The organism is Streptodolium elevatio (assembly GCF_053592165.1).
Map to the genome: position 1 here is coordinate 44,050 of NZ_JBSFVE010000016.1, position 20,068 is coordinate 64,117.

The 20,068-nt window shown below is 72.5% G+C and carries 18 protein-coding genes; 14 read left to right on the plus strand and 4 right to left on the minus strand.

Annotated features, from left to right (window positions below):
• Positions 1-76 precede the first annotated feature (76 nt).
• Positions 77-631 (minus strand): TetR/AcrR family transcriptional regulator, encoded by a 555-nt coding sequence (locus ACWD12_RS26785; protein ID WP_450101811.1) that lies wholly within the window; start codon positions 629-631, stop codon positions 77-79.
• A 274-nt stretch (positions 632-905) separates the two neighbouring features.
• On the opposite strand from ACWD12_RS26785, the gene ACWD12_RS26790 reads away from it, so the two are divergent.
• Together ACWD12_RS26790 and ACWD12_RS26795 are read left to right on the plus strand one after the other, a co-directional pair.
• Positions 906-2,393 (plus strand): purine-cytosine permease family protein, encoded by a 1,488-nt coding sequence (locus tag ACWD12_RS26790; protein WP_450101673.1) that lies wholly within the window; start codon positions 906-908, stop codon positions 2,391-2,393.
• A gap of 164 nt (positions 2,394-2,557) precedes the next feature.
• Positions 2,558-4,198 carry an amidohydrolase gene (locus ACWD12_RS26795; RefSeq protein WP_450101674.1) on the plus strand — a complete coding sequence of 547 codons (1,641 nt, stop codon included), beginning with the start codon at positions 2,558-2,560 and terminating at the stop codon, positions 4,196-4,198.
• Between the two features lie 86 nt (positions 4,199-4,284).
• Here ACWD12_RS26795 and ACWD12_RS26800 read toward each other — a convergent pair whose 3' ends face one another.
• Complete coding sequence (locus ACWD12_RS26800; RefSeq protein WP_450101675.1) at positions 4,285-5,148, minus strand: SDR family oxidoreductase; 864 nt, start codon at positions 5,146-5,148, stop codon at positions 4,285-4,287.
• A 149-nt stretch (positions 5,149-5,297) separates the two neighbouring features.
• Here ACWD12_RS26800 and ACWD12_RS26805 point away from each other — a divergent pair, with 149 nt between their 5' ends.
• Positions 5,298-5,780: a winged helix-turn-helix transcriptional regulator gene (locus ACWD12_RS26805; protein ID WP_358363352.1), complete on the plus strand. Its 483-nt coding sequence runs from the start codon at positions 5,298-5,300 to the stop codon at positions 5,778-5,780.
• A gap of 14 nt (positions 5,781-5,794) precedes the next feature.
• On the plus strand, positions 5,795-6,064 hold the full coding sequence (locus ACWD12_RS26810; RefSeq protein ID WP_450101676.1) for a hypothetical protein: 270 nt from the start codon (positions 5,795-5,797) through the stop codon (positions 6,062-6,064).
• A gap of 217 nt (positions 6,065-6,281) precedes the next feature.
• Here the strand turns inward: ACWD12_RS26810 and bldD are convergent, their stop codons facing one another.
• Positions 6,282-6,785 (minus strand): transcriptional regulator BldD, encoded by a 504-nt coding sequence (gene bldD, locus ACWD12_RS26815; RefSeq protein WP_358363696.1) that lies wholly within the window; start codon positions 6,783-6,785, stop codon positions 6,282-6,284.
• A gap of 396 nt (positions 6,786-7,181) precedes the next feature.
• Here bldD and pyrR point away from each other — a divergent pair, with 396 nt between their 5' ends.
• The 8 genes from pyrR to pyrF all read left to right on the plus strand — a co-directional run bounded on the left by pyrR (position 7,182) and on the right by pyrF (position 17,383).
• A complete protein-coding gene (gene pyrR, locus ACWD12_RS26820) occupies positions 7,182-7,820 on the plus strand; it encodes a bifunctional pyr operon transcriptional regulator/uracil phosphoribosyltransferase PyrR (protein ID WP_358363698.1) in 639 nt (212 codons plus the stop codon).
• 3 nt (positions 7,821-7,823) lie between these two features.
• Entirely contained in the window at positions 7,824-8,804 is a 981-nt protein-coding gene (locus ACWD12_RS26825) for an aspartate carbamoyltransferase catalytic subunit (RefSeq protein WP_450101677.1), read from the plus strand.
• On the plus strand, positions 8,801-10,090 hold the full coding sequence (locus tag ACWD12_RS26830; RefSeq protein WP_450101678.1) for a dihydroorotase: 1,290 nt from the start codon (positions 8,801-8,803) through the stop codon (positions 10,088-10,090). Before ACWD12_RS26825 ends, ACWD12_RS26830 begins: the two co-directional genes overlap by 4 nt.
• Positions 10,087-10,731: a PH-like domain-containing protein gene (locus ACWD12_RS26835; RefSeq protein ID WP_450101679.1), complete on the plus strand. Its 645-nt coding sequence runs from the start codon at positions 10,087-10,089 to the stop codon at positions 10,729-10,731. Before ACWD12_RS26830 ends, ACWD12_RS26835 begins: the two co-directional genes overlap by 4 nt.
• Positions 10,728-11,882, plus strand: a complete 1,155-nt coding sequence (carA, locus tag ACWD12_RS26840; protein ID WP_450101680.1) for a glutamine-hydrolyzing carbamoyl-phosphate synthase small subunit — start codon at positions 10,728-10,730, stop codon at positions 11,880-11,882. The genes ACWD12_RS26835 and carA overlap by 4 nt, the downstream gene beginning before the upstream one ends.
• Complete coding sequence (gene carB / locus ACWD12_RS26845; protein WP_358363707.1) at positions 11,875-15,186, plus strand: carbamoyl-phosphate synthase large subunit; 3,312 nt, start codon at positions 11,875-11,877, stop codon at positions 15,184-15,186. The genes carA and carB overlap by 8 nt, the downstream gene beginning before the upstream one ends.
• Before the next feature lie 156 nt (positions 15,187-15,342).
• The gene (locus ACWD12_RS26850; RefSeq protein WP_450101681.1) at positions 15,343-16,449 is read left to right on the plus strand and encodes a quinone-dependent dihydroorotate dehydrogenase; all 1,107 of its coding nucleotides are present in this window, start codon (positions 15,343-15,345) and stop codon (positions 16,447-16,449) included.
• 100 nt (positions 16,450-16,549) lie between these two features.
• Positions 16,550-17,383, plus strand: coding sequence for an orotidine-5'-phosphate decarboxylase (gene pyrF, locus ACWD12_RS26855; RefSeq protein ID WP_450101682.1), 834 nt, complete (start codon positions 16,550-16,552; stop codon positions 17,381-17,383).
• A gap of 55 nt (positions 17,384-17,438) precedes the next feature.
• Here the strand turns inward: pyrF and ACWD12_RS26860 are convergent, their stop codons facing one another.
• Complete coding sequence (locus ACWD12_RS26860) at positions 17,439-18,293, minus strand: hypothetical protein (RefSeq protein WP_450101683.1); 855 nt, start codon at positions 18,291-18,293, stop codon at positions 17,439-17,441.
• 316 nt (positions 18,294-18,609) lie between these two features.
• On the opposite strand from ACWD12_RS26860, the gene ACWD12_RS26865 reads away from it, so the two are divergent.
• Positions 18,610-19,326 carry a hypothetical protein gene (locus ACWD12_RS26865; protein ID WP_450101684.1) on the plus strand — a complete coding sequence of 239 codons (717 nt, stop codon included), beginning with the start codon at positions 18,610-18,612 and terminating at the stop codon, positions 19,324-19,326.
• Positions 19,323-20,066 carry a two-component system response regulator CseB gene (gene cseB, locus ACWD12_RS26870; protein ID WP_450101685.1) on the plus strand — a complete coding sequence of 248 codons (744 nt, stop codon included), beginning with the start codon at positions 19,323-19,325 and terminating at the stop codon, positions 20,064-20,066. The genes ACWD12_RS26865 and cseB overlap by 4 nt, the downstream gene beginning before the upstream one ends.
• The last annotated feature ends 2 nt before the right edge of the window (positions 20,067-20,068 follow it).

Genomic DNA, 20,068 nt, shown 5'->3' on the forward strand with positions numbered 1-20,068 from the left:
GCCGTGCTGGGCCGCGCCGGGCCGTGCCTTTCTGCTCCGTGCTGCTGGGCACCACGTCGTCCTGCTCCGCGTCGCGCTAGGCCGTACCGGTCAGGCGCGTCGCGGCCCGTCGTGCGGTGGCCAGGGCGTCCTCCCGTGTCGCCCCCGCCAGCCCCAGCACCACCCGGGTGCTGAGCCCTTCCAGCAGCGCCAGCAGTTCCGACGTGTCCGACGCCGCGTCGCCGAGGGCGAAGGCCCCGGCGTCCGCGCCCCGGCGCAGGATCGTTTCGAGGTCGTCGCTCCACCCCCGGTCGATCTCCTCCTGGGCGCTGCGCAGTTCGTCGTTTCCGGCGGTACGCGCCCACAGTTCCAGCCACAGCATCCACCGCGGGTCGCGGGCCCCGCTGGGCAGGTAGAGGCCGAGGAACAGGTCGAGCATGCGGGGCGGGCGTACGCGCCGCCCGAGCAGGGCCGCGCGCTCGCCGCTCAGCCGGTCCTCGCTCCAGCGCAGCGCCGCCAGCAGGAGCTGGTCCTTGCTGCCGAAGTAGTACAGGATGTGGCCGCCGCTGGTGCCGAGCCGGTCCGCGAGGCCGGCCATCGTGAGGGACGCGAGGCCGTCCTCGGCGATCGCCGTGACCGCCTCCTCCAGCATGCGGTCCTGTGCGATCCGTCCGTCCCGCCGCCGTGCCGCCACCGCTGAACCTCCGTGTGCCGCGTCCCGCGTCCGCGCCGACCGGATGGGCGGCGCCGCTCGCCGAGACCCTACCCGCAGGCCGCCCCTGCGCCCGGGTACCTTGAACGTCGGTCAAATATGTCACGGATTTCCGGAGAACTCTTGACAGCGGCGCGATCCGTGAACGACCTTGAGTGCCGTTCAAAGTTCTTGAGCGTCATTCAAACTTCTGCCCCGGAGAGGGGAGGTCCCGGTGACCCTGCCCCGCGAACCCGCGGCGCCGTTCGCCGCCAAGGCCAAGGCCACGGCCACGGCTGCGTCCGCGACCGCGCCCACGACCGCGTCCGCCGCCTCGGACCCCGCGTCCGCCGCCACCGCGGCCGCCCGCGACGAGGTCTTCCAGGTCGAGACCCACGGCATCGACCCGATCCCCGACGACGAGCGGCACGGCGGCGCGAAGGACCTGTTCTGGCTGTGGTTCGGCTCGAACCTGACCTTCACGTACGTCATCAACGGCACCCTCGCCGTCGCGTTCGGCCTGTCCTTCTGGGCGGCGACCGCCGTCGTCGTCCTCGGCGGCCTGGCGTTCTTCGCGGTCAGCGCCCTTGGTCTCGCCGGCATCCGCACCGGCACCGCGACACTCGTCATCTCCCGCGCCACCTTCGGCGTGCTGGGCAACCTGCCCGCCGGGCTGCTCAACTGGGTCGTCGGGATCGGCTACACCATCCTCAACACCGTGGTCGGCACCTTCGCCCTGGAGGCGCTGTTCGCGGAACTCGGCTGGCACGGCGGAGACTTCGGGCGCGCGCTGGCCCTGGTCGTCACGCTCGCGCTCACCTTCGTCGTGGCGATGTGGGGGCACGCGACGGTGCAGGCGGCCGAGCGGTGGATGGCGTACGTCCTCGGCGCCGGCTTCGCCCTCGTCGTGCTGTTCGTCGTCCCCGACGCCGACCCCGGCGCGGTCTCCGGCGGCGGCTTCCACGCCTGGACGCTCGCGCTGGTCGTGATGATCGCCGGCCCGGTGTCGTACCTGCCGATGCCCTCCGACTACACCCGCTACCTGCCCAGGACCACGACCCTCAAGGCGATCACCTGGAGCGGCGCGGTGGGCGGCATGCTCGCGTCCGTCGTGCTGGGCGTGGTCGGCGTGGCCGCAGCGACGCAGGCCGACATGACGGACCCGGTCGCGGGCGTCGCCGACCTGCTGCCCGGTTGGTTCCAGGCGCTGTTCCTGTTCCTGGTGGTGGGTGGCTCGGTCACCAACTCGATCCTGACCCTTTACTCGTCGAGCCTGAACCTCCAGGTCCTCGGCATCCCGTGGTCGCGCTCGCGCGGCATCCTGGTGAGCACCGCCGTCGTCGCGGCCGGCTCGCTCGCGACCCTTTTCTGGGTCGACTTCACCGAGTCGCTCACCAGCTTCCTGTCCGTGCTGCTGGTCGTCTTCGCGCCGTGGGGCGGCGTGTTCATCGCCGACACGCTCATGCGCAGGTGCCGGTACGACGCGGCGGCACTGCACGACATGACCGGCGGCGCGTACTGGTACCACCGCGGGTTCCACATCCCCGGCATGGCCGCGCTCGCGACCGGCGTCGCAATTGCCGCGCTGGCCGCCGAATCCGCCCTGTGGACCGGCCCGCTGGTCGCCCCGCTCGGCGGTGACTTCACCCTCGTGGGCGCGGTCGTCGCCGGACTCCTCTACTGGGTTCTCGCCCGCCGCGAACCGCAGTTCCGCCGGAACTGACGCGCCCGACCGACCGGCACGACGCGCCACCACGCGCGCATCGCGCACGACGCACCGTCCGCGCGCCGCACGACGCATGACACCCGCCGCATGGCACACGCCACATGACACACGCGCATGACGCACCACCCGCACCACCCGCACCACCCCCGTTGGGAGCTCCCGTGAACCAGACCGCCGACCTCGTCCTGCGCGGCGCGCGCATCCACACCGTCGACCCCGATCTGCCCGAGGCCGAAGCCCTCGCGGTCGTCGCCGGGCGTATCGCCTGGATCGGGCCCGACGACGGCGCGTCCGCGTGGATCGGCCCCGGCACCCGGGTCGTGGCGGGCGAGGGCCGCCGCGTCCTGCCCGGGTTCGTCGACGCGCACAACCACGTGCGCCTCGGCTCCGACGACGCGTGCGTGCAACTCGCGGGCGCGCGTACGCTCGACGCCATCCACGACCGCATCCGCGCGTGGCACGCGCAGAATCCCGACGCCTCCTGGATCGAGGGCGAGGCGTTCGACTACTCCGCCATCCCGGACGGCCGCATGCCGCGCGCCGAGGATCTGGACCCGGCCACCGGCGACACCCCCGCTATCGTGTTCTCCTACGACGTGCACACCGCGTGGCTCAACACCGCCGCGCTGCGCCGCCTCGGCATCACGCGCGACAGCGACGTTCTCCCGTACGGCCGGGTGCACAAGGACGAGGCCACCGGCGAACCCACCGGGTTCATCAAGGACTTCGCGGTGCGCGGCCTCTCCCGCGACGGCCACCGTGAACTGCGCGCGCTCGGCGTGCCGTGGGCGAGCCCGGACCGCCAGTACGGCCGCCTCGCGCGCAGCCTCGACGACGCCATCCGCTACGGCATCACCACCGTCGTCGAACCCCAGAACTCGCTGGACGACCTCGCCCTGTTCACCCGCGCCCGCGCCGAGGGGCGGCTGCGCTCCCGCGTCGTCGCCGCGCTGTTCCACCCGCGCGGCACCACCGACGCCGACCTCGACGACTTCGCCGCGGCGGCAAAGGAGTTCGACGACGAGCGCTTCTCGGTCGGGCCGCTCAAGCTCTACATCGACGACGTCGTGGAGCCGCGCACCGCGGCGCTGCTGGAGCCGTACCGCGGCTGCGCCCACCACCGCGGGGACACCTTCTACCCCGCGGAGGAGTTCGCCGGGCTGCTCGCCAAGCTGGACGCACGCGGCTTCCAGTGCTTCGTGCACGCCACCGGCGACCGCGGCATCCGGACGGTCCTGGACGCCGTCGCGCACGCCCGGAACGTGAACGGCGCCCGCGACGCGCGCCACCAGGTGGTGCACGTCGAGTGCCTGGACCCCGACGACGTGGCGCGGTTCCGCGAACTCGGCGTCGTCGCCTGCATGCAGCCGCGGCACTGCGCGCCCGAGATCGCCGGGCCGGGGCAGGACTGGGCGGAGAACGTCGGCGAGGAGCGCTGGCACAAGGCGTGGCCGATGCGCAGCCTGCACGAGGCGGGCGCGGTGCTCGCGTTCTCCAGCGACTGGAACGTCGCCGAGATGGACCCGATGGTCGGCATCTACACCGCGGTGACGCGGCGTCCGCTCGGGGGAGGGGAGCCGTGGGTGCCGTCCGAGACGGTCGACGTCGCGACGGCCGTGCACGGCTACACGATGGGGTCGGCGTACGCGAACTTCCTGGAGCACGAGCGCGGTTCCCTCACGGTGGGCAAGCTGGCGGACTTCGTGGTCCTGTCGCGCGACATCCTGGCCGCGGACCCGGCCGACATCCCGGACACGGTCTGTGAACTCGTTGCCGTGGGCGGCGAGATCGTGCACGGCTGACGGCAAGCTCGGCCCGCACGCCTGACGGCCCGCCGCGGAGTTCCGCGGCGGGCCGTCGTGTTCGTGCGGGGGTGCCTTCCGTTCCGTCAGTCCTTGAGCGCCTCGGCGACGGCGTCGGCGAGGGTCGTCGTCGGGCGGCCGATCAGCGTGCGCAGCTGGTCGGTCACGGTGCCGAGCGCGCCGGTACGCGTGTGGGTCTCGGCGTCGACGAGCAGCGCGACGAGACCGGCCGGCAGTCCGGCGCCCGCGAGGATCTCGGCCAGCTGCTCGGCGGGGAGGTCGGTGTAGGCGACCGGCTTGCCGGACTGCCGCGAGACCTCGGCGGCGAGGTCGGCGACGGTCCAGGAGGTGTCGCCGGTCAGCTCGTACACCTTGCCGTCGTGGCCGTCCGTGGTGAGCACCACCGCGGCCGCCTCGGCGAAGTCGGCGATCGAGGCCGCGGCGATGCGGCCGTCGGACGCCGTGCCGACGATGCCGCCGCGCTCGACCGCGCCCGGTACGCCTGCCGTGTAGTTCTCGAAGTACCAGCTGTTGCGCAGGAACGTGTACGGCAGGCCGGTCGCGCGGATGCGCTGCTCGGTGTCGTTGTGCACCCGGGCCAGGTCGAGCGGGTTGGTGTCGGCCTCGACGATCGAGGTGTAGACGACCCGGCCGACGCCGGCCTCCTGGGCCGCGGCGACCACGTTGACGTGCTGCGCGATGCGCAGGTCGTTGTCGTGCGCACTCGCGGAGACGAAGAGCAGCCGGTCCGCCCCCGCGAAGGCGGGGGCCAGGGTCTCGGGGCGGTCGTAGTCGCCCTCGCGGACCTGGACGCCGCGTGCGGCGAGGTCGGCGGCGCGCTCCGGGGAGCGGACGGCGACGGCGATGTCCGCGGGCGAGACGCCGCGGGCGAGCAGGTTCTCGACGGTGAGGCGGCCCAGGCGTCCGGTGGCGGCGGTGACGACGATCACGGTGGTTCTCCTCGATGCGTGGGGCGGTGTGCGGGGCGGTGCGCGGTGTGGCTCGGCGCTTACGAAGACCATGGCACTAACTTTTGGAAAGTGCAACCCATCGGATAGTGCTCTCGCATCGCCAGTACTGTAGAGGTACCGTTGTGCGCATGGACACCACCAAGAGCCCCCGCGTCGCCGAGCACGCGGCAGACGGCCTCGAGGAGGTCGTGTTCGACGTGTTCGCCCGGGGTTGCCCGTCCCGGCCGACCATGGAGCACGTCACCGGCCGCTGGGGCGGCCTCGTGCTCGTCGCGCTCGCCGACGGCGACATGCGCTTCAACGCGCTGCGCCGCCGAGTCGAGGGCATCAGCGAGAAGATGCTCGCGCAGGCGCTGCACGCCCTGGAGCGCGACGGCCTGGTCGTACGCGAGGTGCGGCAGGCGATCCCGCCGAAGGTCGAGTACCGGCTGACCGAGTTCGGGTCGGGCGTCGTGGCACGCCTGAGCGACCTGATCGGGTTCATCGAGGGCAACATGGCCGGCGTGCTGGCCGCGCAGGAACGCTACGACGCCGCCAAGGCCGCGGAGTCCGGGGCCGCCGAGGCCGCGGGCGGCGAGGCGACCGCCGGTTCCGCGTCCGCGGCGCCCTGACGAGCTGTACTCCGGTGGAACTGACGCAGGTTCTGGCCCGCATGCGCGAACTGATGGCGCTGCCCGGAAACGACTTCGGCTGGTCGTCGTGGAACGACGCCGCCGAGGCACTGGCGGAGTTCGACGCGCTGGCCGCCGAGGTCGAGGCCGGCGGCCGCCCGGCCGGCATGCGTCTCCTCTTCCTGCCGACCGGCCCGTTGCAGGAACTGTCGATCTCCAGCGGCTGGGGCAACGAGTACCTCCACCTGGCGGCACGCTTCGACGAGGCCTTCCAAGCCGAGTAAGTCGAGCAGTTCGGCCCGGACGACGGCGGCTCCGCGGTCGCAGCCGTCCGTCCCCGCGGCGTCTCGCACCGCGTCTCGCGCTCAGCGGACGGGCCGTACCGGGGTGCGGGACCAGCGAGTTCGGGCGGGGCGGACATACGCCCGGTAAACGACGGTGGGACCGGGAGGACGACGTCCTCCCGGCCCCACCGCGTGTGACGCTGTGTCAGTTCCCGGGTCAGGCGCCCGGGGTCGTGTCGACCGCACGCCGCGCCTCGGGGTTGAGGACCCCCCAGCTGATCAGCTGCTCGGTGAGCACGCTGGGCGACTGGTCGTAGATCACGGCGAGTGTGCGCAGGTCGTCCTGGCGGATCGACAGCACCTTGCCGTTGTAGTCGCCGCGCTGGCTCTGGATCGTGGCGGCGTAACGCTGGAGAGGCCCGGCCTTGTCGGACGGGACCTGTGAGAGGCGCTCGAGGTCGAGCACGAGGCGCGGCGGCGGCTCGGCGGCGCCGTTCGGCGTGCCGCCGGGCAGCAGCTCCTGGACCGGAACACCGTAGAAGTCGGCGAGCTCGGCGAGACGCTGCACCGTGACGGCGCGGTCGCCGCGTTCGTACGACCCGACGACGACGGCCTTCCAGCGCCCCTGGGACTTCTCCTCGACACCGTGCAGGGACAGCCCCTGCTGGGTTCGGATGGCGCGGAGTTTCGCCCCGAGCTGCTTGGCGTAGTCGCTGGACATCTGGCTCCCAAAAACAGGTGACTGTGACCATGAAGGCCCACCGGTGGATGAGCCGATGGGGGAGAAGCCACCGCTGCGCCGCACGATCTCGGGGCGCCGGCCCGGAACCTCGGCCGACACGTCGCGAGTGTCGCGTTTCGCCCGGTGGTCACTCATTGTGAGGTTACGCAGAGTAATTTGCGTCCGTCAAGCCGAACGGCCTAACCGGTACGTTCGCCCCGGCGTCCGCCGGGACCGAAGGCCGGGACCCGCGGGGCCTCCGGCAGCTCTGTGTGCAGGCCGGACGGTTGGAGGAAGCACGCAAATCGGCGCGATCATGGCCCTGCTAGTGTGAGGGCGTAACCCGACGTCCTTTAAAGCCCGTCCCGTGAGACGGGGAAGGAGGTCTGCATCCGCATGACCAAGGCCAATCCGCGTCCCGGAGACCTGGACCCCGGCACCGCCCGGACCGTCCTCGACGCCTCCGACATCGCCCGGGTCCTCACCCGGGTCGCCCACGAGATCGTCGAACGCGCCAAGGGCGCCGACGACGTGGTGCTGCTCGGTATTCCGACCCGCGGCGTCGCACTCGCCCGCCGGCTCGCCGAGCGCCTCGAGGACATCGAGGACATCAAGATCCCGGTCGGCGCCCTCGACATCACCATGTACCGCGACGACCTGCGCCTGCGGCCCGCCCGCGCGCTGGAGCGCACCGAGATCCCGCCCGCCGGGATCGACGGCAGGCTCGTGGTCCTCGTCGACGACGTGCTCTTCTCCGGCCGCACGATCCGCGCCGCGCTCGACGCGCTCAACGACATCGGCCGCCCGCGCGCCGTGCAGCTGGCCGTCCTCGTCGACCGCGGACACCGCGAACTGCCCATCCGCGCCGACTACGTGGGCAAGAACCTCCCCACCTCGCAGCGCGAGAAGGTCCAGGTGCTACTGGAGGAGTACGACGGCCGCGACGCCGTCCTCCTCGGCACCCGCGGCGGCACGTCCGGCCCGCCCGGCGACGCCGCGAAGGTCCCCCCGGCCGCAACCCCGGAAGCGAAGTAGCCCGTGAAGCGTCACCTCATCTCGGCCGCCGACCTCACCCGGGACGACGCGCTCCTGATCCTCGACACCGCCGAGGAACTCGCGCACATCGCCGAGCGGCCCATCAAGAAGCTGCCCACCCTGCGCGGCCGGACCGTGGTCAACCTCTTCTTCGAGGACTCCACCCGCACCCGCATCTCCTTCGAGGCCGCCGCCAAGCGCCTCTCCGCGGACGTCATCAACTTCTCCGCCAAGGGCTCCTCGGTGTCCAAGGGCGAGACGCTGAAGGACACCGCGCTCACCCTCCAGGCCATGGGCGCCGACGCCGTCGTCATCCGGCACGGCGCGTCCGGCGCGCCGCACACCCTGGCCAACTCCGGCTGGCTGCGCGGCTCGGTCGTCAACGCCGGCGACGGCACGCACGAGCACCCCACCCAGGCCCTGCTCGACGCGTTCACGATGCGCCGCCGCCTGAACGACGGCAAAGGTGACCTGGAAGGGCGCCGCATCACGATCGTCGGCGACGTCCTGCACAGCCGCGTCGCGCGCTCCAACGTGCTGCTGCTCGCCACCCTCGGCGCCGAGGTCACCCTCGTCGCCCCGCCGACCCTGCTGCCGATCGGCGTGGAGACCTGGCCCTGCCAGGTCAGCTACGCCATCGACTCGACGCTCGTCAAATCCGACGCGGTGATGATGCTGCGCGTGCAGCGCGAGCGCATGAACGCCGCGTTCTTCCCCACCGAGCGCGAGTACTCGCGCCGCTACGGCCTCGACGCCAAGCGCATGGCCGCGCTGCCCGAGCACGCCATCGTCATGCACCCCGGCCCGATGAACCGCGGCATGGAGATCGCCGCCGAGGTCGCCGACTCGCCGCGCTCGACCATCGTCGAGCAGGTGACCAACGGCGTCAGCGTGCGCATGGCCGTCCTGTACCTGCTGCTCGGCGGCTCCGAGCCCGCCGTCACCGCCTCCACCACCACGCCTGCCGAGGAGACCGCCAAGTGAGCACGTACCTGATCCAGAACGCCAAGGTGCTCGGCGGCGACCCGCAGGACGTGCTCGTCTACGACGGCCGGGTCGCCGAGATCGGGCACGGCATCGAGCCCGCGGACGCCACTCAGATCATCGACGCGGCCGGACAGATCCTGCTGCCCGGCCTCGTCGACCTGCACACCCACCTGCGCGAGCCGGGCCGCGAGGACGCCGAGACCGTCGAGACCGGCACCCGCGCCGCCGCGCTCGGCGGCTTCACCGCCGTGCACGCGATGGCCAACACCGATCCCGTCGCCGACACCGCGGGCGTCGTCGAGCAGGTGTGGCGCCTCGGCCAGGAGGCCGGACGCTGCGACGTGCACCCGGTCGGCGCGGTCACCGTCGGCCTGGCCGGCGAGCGCCTGGCCGAGCTGGGCGCCATGCACGAGTCCGCCGCGAACGTGAAGGTGTTCTCCGACGACGGCAAGTGCGTGCACGACGCCGTCATCATGCGCCGCGCGCTGGAGTACGTGAAGGCGTTCGACGGCGTCGTCGCGCAGCACGCGCAGGAGCCCCGGCTGACCGAGGGCGCCCAGATGAACGAGGGCCTGGTCTCCGGCGTCCTCGGTCTGCGCGGCTGGCCGGCGGTCGCCGAGGAGGCGATCATCGCCCGCGACGTGCTGCTCACCGCGCACGTGGGCTCGCGCCTGCACGTGTGCCACGTCTCCACCGCCGGCTCCGTGGAGATCATCCGCTGGGCCAAGTCGAAGGGCTGGGACGTCACCGCCGAGGTCACGCCGCACCACCTGCTGCTGACCGACGAACTCGTGCGCTCCTACGACCCCGTCTACAAGGTCAACCCGCCGCTGCGCACCGCCGAGGACGTCGCGGCGCTGCGCGAGGGCCTGGCCGACGGCACCATCGACGCGGTGGCCACCGACCACGCGCCGCACCCGTCCGAGGACAAGGACTGCGAGTGGGCGGTCGCGGCCATGGGCATGCTCGGCCTGGAGACCGCGCTGTCGATCGTGCAGCAGACCATGGTCGACACCGGCCTGCTGGACTGGGCGGGCGTCGCCGACCGTATGTCGGTGCGCCCCGCGCGCATCGGCCGCCTCGACGGCCACGGGCGCCCGCTCGCGGTCGGTGAGCCCGCCAACCTGGTGCTGGTCGACCCGGCGGCACGGCGTACCGTCGAACCGTCCGAACTCGCCTCGCGGAGCGCGAACACCCCCTACGCCGGGATGCAGCTGCCCGGCCGGGTGGTGGTTACCTTCCTGCGCGGCGTACCGACGGTGATCGACGGGAAGCTCGCGTGAACTCCAGCACCGGCACCACTGTTCTGCTCGCGGCCGAGAAGAAGTCCGCCGAGGTCTCCGACTGGGGCCAGTACCTGCTGTGGACCGGCGTCTTCGTGGTCCTCATCGGCGGCGTGTACGCGCTGATGTGGCGCGCGTGGAAGAAGCGCGGCCGACGTCAGGCCGACCTGCCGGCCCCCGCGTCCGCCCCCGACGCCGACGGCCCGGACGCCGGTACGCCGCTGCTCCCGACGCTGTCCGGCCGCTACTTCGGGACCACTATGGCCGGCCGCTGGCTGGAGCGCGTCGTCGCGCACGGCCTGGGCACCCGCAGCACCGTCGACGCGACCCTGACCGAAAAGGGGTTGCGGGTGGACCGGCCCGCCGCGGCAGGCTTCTTCGTCCCGGCCGCGGACCTCGTCGAGGCGCGCTTCGAGAAGGCGGCGGCCGGCAAGGTCCTGCCCGAGGGCGGCCTGCTGGTGGTCACCTGGCGGCTCGGCGACACGCTCGTCGACTCCGGCCTGCGCAGCGACCACGTCGCCGACCACGACGCGTGGGTCGACGCCGTCAACCGCCTCGTGGCGGGGGACGTCCCGGCTGCCGCGCCTGCCGGGCCGGCCGCGCACCCGAATGTGAACGATCAGGAAGGCACCCGACAGTGACCGCAACAAACGCCAAGGCCGCGGGCCCTGCCGTCCTCGTCCTGGAGGACGGCCGCACCTTCCGCGGCAGCGCGTACGGCGCGGTGGGGGAGACCTTCGGAGAAGCCGTGTTCTCCACCGGCATGTCCGGCTACCAGGAGACGCTGACCGACCCCTCGTACCACCGCCAGGTCGTCGTCATGACGGCCCCGCACGTCGGCAACACCGGCGTCAACGACGACGACCCCGAGTCCTCCCGCATCTGGGTGTCCGGGTACGTCGTGCGCGACCCCGCCCGCCGGCCCTCCAACTGGCGTTCGCAGCGCAGCCTCGACGAGGAGCTGGAGCGCTACGGCGTCGTCGGGATCTCCGGCATCGACACCCGTGCGCTCACCCGCCACCTGCGCGAGCGCGGCGCGATGCGCGTCGGGATCTTCTCCGGGGCGGCCGTCGCCGACGACGCGGTGCTGCTGGAGAAGGTCCGCAGCGCGCCCGAGATGACCGGTGCGGACCTGGCCGGGGAGGTCGCCACCAAGGAGGCGTACGTCGTCCCCGCGATCGGCACCAAGAAGTTCACCGTCGCGGCCCTCGACCTCGGCATCAAGGGCATGACCCCGCACCGCATGGCCGAGCGCGGCATCGAGGTGCACGTGCTGCCCGCCGCCGCGACCGTCGAGGACGTCTACGCGGTGAACCCCGACGGCGTCTTCTTCTCCAACGGCCCCGGCGACCCCGCCACCGCCGACCACCAGGTCGGCGTCGCCCAGGCGGTGCTGGAGCGCGGCACGCCGTTCTTCGGCATCTGCTTCGGCAACCAGATCCTCGGCCGCGCGCTGGGCTTCGGCACCTACAAGCTCAAGTACGGCCACCGCGGCATCAACCAGCCGGTGCAGGACCGCACCACCGGCAAGGTCGAGGTCACCGCGCACAACCACGGGTTCGCCGTGGACGCGCCGCTCGACAAGGTCACCGACACGCCGTACGGCCGCGTCGAGGTCACCCATGTGTGCCTCAACGACAACGTGGTCGAGGGCCTCGGCCTGCTCGACCGGCCCGCGTTCAGCGTGCAGTACCACCCCGAGGCCGCGGCCGGTCCGCACGACGCCGCGTACCTCTTCGACCGCTTCACGTCTTTGATGGACACCGCCCTGATGGAGAGCAAGAGTGCCTAAGCGCAACGACCTGAAGTCCGTCCTGGTCGTCGGCTCGGGCCCGATCGTCATCGGCCAGGCCGCCGAGTTCGACTACTCCGGCACCCAGGCCTGCCGCGTGCTCAAGTCCGAGGGACTGCGCGTCATCCTGGTCAACTCCAACCCGGCGACGATCATGACCGACCCGGAGGTGGCGGACGCGACGTACGTCGAGCCCATCACCCCCGAGTACGTCGAGAAGATCATCGCCAAGGAGCGCCCCGACGCCCTGCTGCCGACCCTCGGCGGGCAGACCGCGCTCAACACCGCGGTCGCGCTCAGCGAGAACGGCGTGCTGGAGAAGTACAACGTCGAGCTGATCGGCGCGAACATCGACTCCATCCAGAAGGGCGAGGACCGCGACCTCTTCAAGGACGTCGTGGAGCGCGTACGCCAGAAGATCGGGCACGGCGAGTCCGCCCGCTCGGTCATCTGCCACACGATGGACGACGTCATCGCCGGCGTCGAGACGCTCGGCGGCTACCCGGTCGTGGTCCGCCCGTCGTTCACGATGGGCGGCGCCGGCTCCGGCTTCGCGCACGACGAGCAGGACCTGCGCCGCATCGCCGGACAGGGCCTCGCGCTCTCGCCGACCACCGAGGTGCTCCTCGAGGAGTCCATCCTCGGCTGGAAGGAGTACGAGCTGGAGCTCATGCGCGACAAGAACGACAACGTCGTCGTCGTGTGCTCCATCGAGAACTTCGACCCGATGGGCGTGCACACCGGCGACTCGATCACCGTCGCGCCCGCGATGACGCTCACGGACCGCGAGTACCAGCGGCTGCGCGACATCGGCATCGCGGTCATCCGCGAGGTCGGCGTCGACACCGGCGGCTGCAACATCCAGTTCGCGGTCAACCCCGAAGACGGCCGCATCATCGTCATCGAGATGAACCCGCGTGTCTCGCGCTCGTCGGCGCTCGCGTCGAAGGCCACCGGCTTCCCGATCGCGAAGATCGCCGCCCGCCTCGCGGTCGGTTACACGCTCGACGAGATCCCCAACGACATCACCCGCGAGACCCCCGCGTCGTTCGAGCCCACGCTCGACTACGTGGTGGTCAAGGTGCCGCGCTTCGCCTTCGAGAAGTTCCCGGCCGCCGACGCCACCCTCACCACCACGATGAAGTCGGTCGGCGAGGCCATGGCCATCGGCCGCAACTTCACCGAGGCCCTGCAGAAGGCGCTGCGGTCGCTGGAGAAGAAGGGCTCGCAGTTCGACTTCGCCGCCGAGCCCGGCGACAAGGCCGCGCTGCTGGAGCTGGCCGCGACGCCGACCGACGGCCGCATCAACACCGTGATGGACGCGATCCGGGCCGGTGCCACGCCCGAGGAACTGTTCGAGTCCACCCGCATCGACCCGTGGTTCCTCGACCAGCTCTACCTGGTGCACGAGGTCGCGGGCGAGGTCGCCGAGGCGCGCGAGCTGACCCCCGAACTGCTGCGCCTGGCCAAGCGGCACGGGTTCTCCGACGCGCAGATCGCCGCCATACGGGGACTGCGCGAGGACGTCGTCCGCGAGGTGCGGCACGCGCTGGGCGTACGGCCGGTCTACAAGACGGTCGACACCTGTGCCGCCGAGTTCGCCGCGAAGACCCCGTACCACTACTCGTCCTACGACGAGGAGACGGAGGTCGCGCCGCGCGAGAAGGCCGCGGTGATCATCCTCGGCTCCGGGCCGAACCGCATCGGGCAGGGCATCGAGTTCGACTACTCGTGCGTGCACGCCGCGTTCGCCCTCGCCGACGCCGGCTACGAGACCGTCATGGTCAACTGCAACCCGGAGACGGTCTCCACCGACTACGACACCGCCGACCGCCTGTACTTCGAGCCGCTGACGCTGGAGGACGTCCTGGAGGTCGTGCACGCCGAGGAGGCGGCCGGACCGGTCGCGGGCGTGCTCGTGCAGCTCGGCGGGCAGACTCCGCTCGGGCTCGCGCAGGCGCTCAAGGACGCGGGGGTGCCGATCGCGGGCACCTCGCCCGAGGCGATCCACCTCGCCGAGGAGCGCGGCGCGTTCGGCCGGGTGCTGCACGAGGCCGGGCTGACCGCGCCCAAGCACGGCACGGCGTTCTCGTTCGAGGAGGCCAAGGCCATCGCGGACGAGATCGGCTACCCGGTGCTGGTGCGGCCGTCGTACGTGCTCGGCGGGCGCGGCATGGAGATCGTGTACGACGAGGAGTCGCTCGCGACCTACCTGGAGCAGAACGCCGGCCTCGTCTCCGACCACCCGGTCCTGGTGGACCGCTTCCTCGACGACGCCATCGAGATCGACGTCGACGCGCTCTACGACGGCGAGGAGCTGTACCTCGGCGGCGTCATGGAGCACATCGAGGAGGCCGGCATCCACTCCGGCGACTCGGCGTGCGCGCTGCCGCCGATCACGCTGGGCGGCTTCGACATCAAGCGGCTGCGCACCGCCACGCTCGGCATCGCCGAAGGCGTCGGCGTACGCGGGCTGATCAACATCCAGTTCGCGCTGGCCGGGGACATCCTCTACGTGCTGGAGGCCAACCCGCGCGCGTCGCGCACCGTCCCGTTCGTCTCCAAGGCAACCGCGGTGCCGCTGGCGAAGGCCGCCGCGCGCGTCTCGCTCGGCGCGACGATCGCCGAACTGCGCGCCGAGGGCCTGCTGCCCGCCGAGGGCGACGGCGGCACGCTGCCGCTGGACGCGCCGATCGCGGTCAAGGAGGCGGTCCTGCCCTGGAACCGCTTCCGCGACGAGTACGGGCGCGGCGTCGACACCGTGCTGTCCCCGGAGATGCGCTCGACCGGCGAGGTCATGGGCATCGACGCGTTCTTCGGCACGGCGTACGCCAAGTCGCAGGCCGGCGCGTACGGCGCCCTGCCCACCAAGGGCCGCGCGTTCGTGTCCGTCGCCAACCGCGACAAGCGCTCGATGGTGTTCCCGGTCAAGGCGCTGGTGGACCTCGGGTTCGAGATCATGGCGACGCAGGGCACCGCCGAGGTGCTGCGCCGCAACGGCGTCACCGCCACCGTGGTGCGCAAGCACAGCGAGGGCCCCGGCCCGAACGGCGAGCCGACGATCGTGCAGCTGATCCACGAGGGCGGCGTCGACCTCATCGTCAACACGCCGTTCGGCACCGGCGGCCGCCTCGACGGCTACGAGATCCGCACCGCCGCGGTCACCCGCGGCATCCCCAGCATCACCACGATCCAGGGCTTCGCCGCCGCGGTGCAGGGCATCGGCGCACTGGTCGCGGGCGACATCGGGGTGCGGTCGTTGCAGGAGCACGCGGAACACCTGATCGCCGCGCGAGAGAGCTGACCTGATGGCGCAGGGGTCCTCCGGAGAGTCGTCTGGGGGACCCCTTCGCATGCCGCCGTCCGACCGAACGCCCGTGCACCGTACGTCCGTCCGCCGGACGCCGGTCCGCGGCACGCCCGTTCCCGCGCCGCTTCCCCCGACGAGGACCCCGAGGCCATGAGCTACCCCCTCTTCTTCAAGTACGTCTTCCGCAACCTCGACCCCGAGCAGGCCCACCACCTGGCCTTCGGGGCGATCCGGGCGGTCGGCCGGGTGCCGGGCGGCCGCGCCGCGACCGCCAAGCTGCTGGCGCCGCGCGACCCGGCGCTCGCGGTGCGGGCGTTCGGCATCGACTTCCCCGGCCCGTTCGGCCTGGCGGCCGGCTTCGACAAGAACGCGGTCGGCATCGACGACCTGGGCGCGGTCGGCTTCGACTTCGTCGAGATCGGCACGGTCACCGCCCAGGCCCAGGCGGGCAATCCGAAGAAGCGGCTGTTCCGGCTGGTGGAGGACCGCGCGATCGTCAACCGCATGGGCTTCAACAACGACGGTGCCGCCGTGGTCGCGGCCCGGCTGCACGCGCGCGGCCCGCGGCGCCCCAAGCGGCCGACCGTGCTGGGCGTCAACATCGGCAAGACCAAGGTCGTCCCCGAGGAAGGCGCGGTCGCCGACTACGTCGCCTCGACCGAGAAGCTCGCCCGGTACGCCGACTACCTCGTCGTCAACGTCTCGTCGCCCAACACCCCGGGGCTGCGTGACCTCCAGGCCGTCGGCCACCTGCGCCCGCTGCTGGCCGCCGTACGCGACGCCGCGGACCGCACGGTCATGTCGCGCCGCGTCCCGCTGCTCGTCAAGATCGCGCCGGACCTCGCGGACGAGGACATCGACGCGGTCGCCGACCTCGCGGTGGAACTGGGGCTCGACGGCATCATCGCGACCAACACCACGATCGGCCGGAGCGGCCTGGCGTCGGCGCCCGAGGAGGTCGAGGCGTGCGGCGCGGGCGGCCTGTCCGGTGCGCCGTTGAAGGCCCGGTCCGTCGAGGTGCTGCGCAGGCTGCGGGCGCGCGTCGGCGACGGCATGGTGCTGATCGGCGTCGGTGGCGTCGAGACCGCGGACGACGTGTGGGAGCGCCTGGAGGCCGGCGCCACGCTGGTGCAGGGCTACACGGGGTTCATCTACGCGGGGCCGTTCTGGTGCCGCACGATCCACAAGGGGCTGTCCGCGCGGCTGCGCGCGTCGGGGCGTACCTCGCTGGCCCAGCTCACTGCCGCGGCACGGTGAGCCGAACCCCGCGGTCGGCGGGGATTTGCGAGGATCCGCGGGATTACGCTGCCAAAAGCGGCAAAAACCTCAATCTGAAGGTCGACTCGAGAGTGAGACTTTGATGGTGCAGCCCTTCGGCGCCCGCCTGCGCGCCGCGATGGACGAACGCGGCCCGCTGTGCGTCGGCATCGACCCCCACGCGGCGCTCCTCCGGGGGTGGGGCCTCGACGACGACATCGACGGGCTGGAGGCGTTCACCCGGACCGTGGTCGAGGCGCTCGCCGGCCAGGTCGCGGTCCTCAAGCCGCAGAGCGCGTTCTTCGAGCGCTTCGGCAGTCGCGGCATCGCGGTTCTGGAGCGCGCCGTCGCCGAGGCACGCGCCGCGGGGGCACTGGTGATCATGGACGCCAAGCGCGGCGACATCGGCTCGACCATGGCCGGCTACGCGGCGGCATACGTCGACAAGAACAGCCCGCTCGCCTCGGACGCCGTCACCGTCAGCCCGTACCTCGGCTACGGCTCGCTGCGCCCGGTCCTCGACCTCGCCGAGGAGCACGGCGCCGGCGTCTTCGTCCTCGCCCTGACCTCCAACCCCGAGGGCAGCGAGGTGCAGCGCGCGACCGCGGCCGACGGGACCAGCGTGGCGTCGGTGATGCTGCGCCACATCGCCGCCGAGAACGCCAACGCCCCGGTGCTCGGCTCGGTCGGCGCCGTCGTCGGCGCCACGCTCGGCGACGTCGGCGTGGACCTCGACATCCACGGCCCGCTGCTCGCCCCCGGCATCGGCGCCCAGGGCGCCACCCCGCAGGACATCCCCACGGTCTTCGGTGACGCCGCACGCAACGTCGTGCCGAGCGTCAGCCGCGAGATCCTGCGCCACGGGCCGTCCCACGAGGCCCTGCGCGAGGCCGCCCGCCGGTACGCCGACGAGTGCCGGGCCGCCATCGGCTGAGAGTCCCGTCCGCGGATTCGGCACGGCGTGGGCCCATCGTGGGCTCAGGACGGGCTCAGAAGCGCCCGTCGGGGTCGCGGCGCACGACGGCGAAGCCCACCCCGGCCACCGCGACCGCGGCGATGAGAGCGCCACCGGAATAGAGGATCAGGTTCGTGCCGTCGGTCGCCCCCGAGGCGGCCTGCGACTTCGAGGGCCACAGGCCCCGTCCGGACGTCGCCGCGGCCGGGCTCGGGGCGCCGGAGCCGGTCGAGCCGGCGGCGAGGCCGGCGGTGCCGCGCGACGACGTGTCCCCGACGGTCCCGGAGTCCGCCCCGGACGCCCCGGCGGCCGCGGTGTCCGTCGCGGTACGGGCGTCCGGCACGGTCCGCGGGTTCGCGGGCGCCGGCGCCGCGGGCACCTCGATGCGGCCGCTCTGGTTGCCGTAGCGCATGTCGACGTACGGGTGCCCGTCATCGACCAGCAGGTAGTGCCAGCCCGACGTCGGGCTGGCCAACGGCCCGTTCCGGCCCGGTGCCAGCACGCCCACCCAGCCGCCGCCGGCCGTGCGGATCGTCGCCGAAGGGCTTCCGGCCTCCGACGAGACGGTGATGTTGTCGTCGTACTCGGTCACGTAGACGCTCTTGCCGGGCGCCGACGACACGCGTTTGGCGCCCAGTTCGCCGGGGGACCGCGTCGGCTGCTCCGCGACGGCGCTCTCGTCGGCAGTCGCGGTGGAGGACGGCGCCGCGGTTGCCGCCACGGCCGGAGCCGGCGAAGCGTCCACCGCGCTCGAAACCGCGACCCCGGTCGAAGGAGTCGACGCGCCCGCGGTCGGGGCGGTCAGGAACACGGCCGCCGACATAGCCGCGGCCGCTCCCGTCGTCGCCGCAAGCCGGGCGGCGATACGGCGGCTGCGCTGCGGCGACATGGTGCCCTCCCGAGGGGGTGACGCGGCCCGGTGCCGCGGCGACGCCTCGACGGTACGGGCCGCGAACCACCCCGAAACGCGCTGCGACCAGGGCGATTCGCGACTGCCGGAAGGCCGATGGGCGGCTGTTACACGACCGACGCCTTGCTGACGCATATGGGCGCACCGAGGCGACAAATGGCGATATTCGGTCATGATGTGACACGTGATGATGCGCTCCAACGCCCGCCGGAGACCGCCCTCCCGGCCCGCGTCCCCGCCGCGCGCGGGACGTCCCCGCACCTCCCGGTCGCGTGTCCGCGCGACCGTCGCGGTGGTGCCCGCGGTCCTCGCGGCGGGCCTGTTCGCGGCCGCCTGCGGCGACGGCACCGGCGTCGTCGACGCGGGTGAGGCGCGCAAGGTGGTGCCGCCCCCGACCGCCCAGCCGCTGTGGGCCGACCAGACCGTCCCGGTGCCGCCGCAGGAGCCCGCGGCCACACCCTCCCCGGGGGCGACGACGCCGGAGCGGCCCGCGCCGACGCCCGTGCCGGTCGCCGTACCCGCGGGGGACGACGTTCGCGGACTCGACGCCCGCGCCGTCATGACGGCCGACCCCCTGGTCGACACCGACGCGAAGACAGAGGTGCGGCGCTGCCCGGACGCGTGCGGATTGCGCCCGCCGGTGTACCGCGACCTGACCGGGGACGGGCGGCCGGAGCTGATCACCTCGGTCACCGACCGGCGCGGCGGGACCGGCACGTACGCGTACACCATCGCGGGCGGACAGATTTTCGACATCTTCTGGTACTTCGGCGACCACTATGCCGTCGACGGCCTCGGCGAGGACCTGGTCGTCCGACAGGCGGTCGCCGCACCCGGCGACGCGCGCGAGAACCCGAGCCTGCTGTACCGCACCCGCTTCCGCTGGAACGGCCGCGAGATGGAGCCGATCGGCACCGAGACCGAGTTCCGCCGGCAACCGCCCCTGGTGTCCAACGGCGGTAGCCCGTCGGCGAGTCCATCGGCCACCACGACCCCGGGAAGCACCCCGTGAACGACGCCCCCGGCGACCCCCGCGTCCTCCTCGCCGAGGACGACGACGTCATCCGCGAGGCCACCGCCCTCGCGCTGCAGCGGTACGGATTCCAGGTCGGCACCGTCGCCGACGGCCTGACCGCCCTGGAGGTCTTCCGCACCGATCCGCCCGACGTGGTCGTCACCGACGTGATGATGCCCGGCCTCGACGGCGTCGGGCTGACCCGGCGGATCCGGGAGAGCAGCACCGTCCCGATCATCATGGTCACCGCCCGCGCCGACCCCATCGACATGGTGTCGGGCCTGGAGGCCGGCGCCGACGACTACATCACCAAGCCGTTCGAGAGCGCCGTCCTCGTCGCCCGGATCCGGGCCGTCCTGCGCCGCGTCGGACCGTCGTCGGCCGCCGCCGGTGCGTCCGACCCGGCGCCGACGACTGCGGAACCCCCGGAGCAGGCGCCGCGGCCACCGTCGGGAGTGCGCGTCGTAGGGGACCTGGAGGTCGACACCGACGCCCTCCACGTGCGCGTCGACGGCAGTCCCGTACAGCTCACCCCCACCGAGATGCGCCTGCTGCTGGAGTTCAGCGCCGTTCCCGGCATCGTGCTCGACCGGGACACGCTGCTCGAACGCGTATGGGACTACCAGTGGGGCGGCGACACGCGCGTGGTCGACGTCCACGTGCAGAGGCTGCGCGGCAAGATCGGCGCCGACCGCATCGAGACGGTGCGCGGCTTCGGCTACAAGCTGCGGCGATAGCG

What these genes read in the sequence shown, in the direction of transcription:
- ACWD12_RS26785 (WP_450101811.1), bottom strand. Translation starts at nt 631, where the DNA reads ATGCTGGAGGAGGCGGTCACGGCGATCGCCGAGGACGGCCTCGCGTCC.
- ACWD12_RS26805 (WP_358363352.1), top strand. Translation starts at nt 5,298, where the DNA reads ATGGACACCACCAAGAGCCCCCGCGTCGCCGAGCACGCGGCAGACGGC.
- bldD (WP_358363696.1), bottom strand. Translation starts at nt 6,785, where the DNA reads ATGTCCAGCGACTACGCCAAGCAGCTCGGGGCGAAACTCCGCGCCATC.
- pyrR (WP_358363698.1), top strand. Translation starts at nt 7,182, where the DNA reads ATGACCAAGGCCAATCCGCGTCCCGGAGACCTGGACCCCGGCACCGCC.
- ACWD12_RS26850 (WP_450101681.1), top strand. Translation starts at nt 15,343, where the DNA reads ATGAGCTACCCCCTCTTCTTCAAGTACGTCTTCCGCAACCTCGACCCC.
- ACWD12_RS26860 (WP_450101683.1), bottom strand. Translation starts at nt 18,293, where the DNA reads ATGTCGCCGCAGCGCAGCCGCCGTATCGCCGCCCGGCTTGCGGCGACG.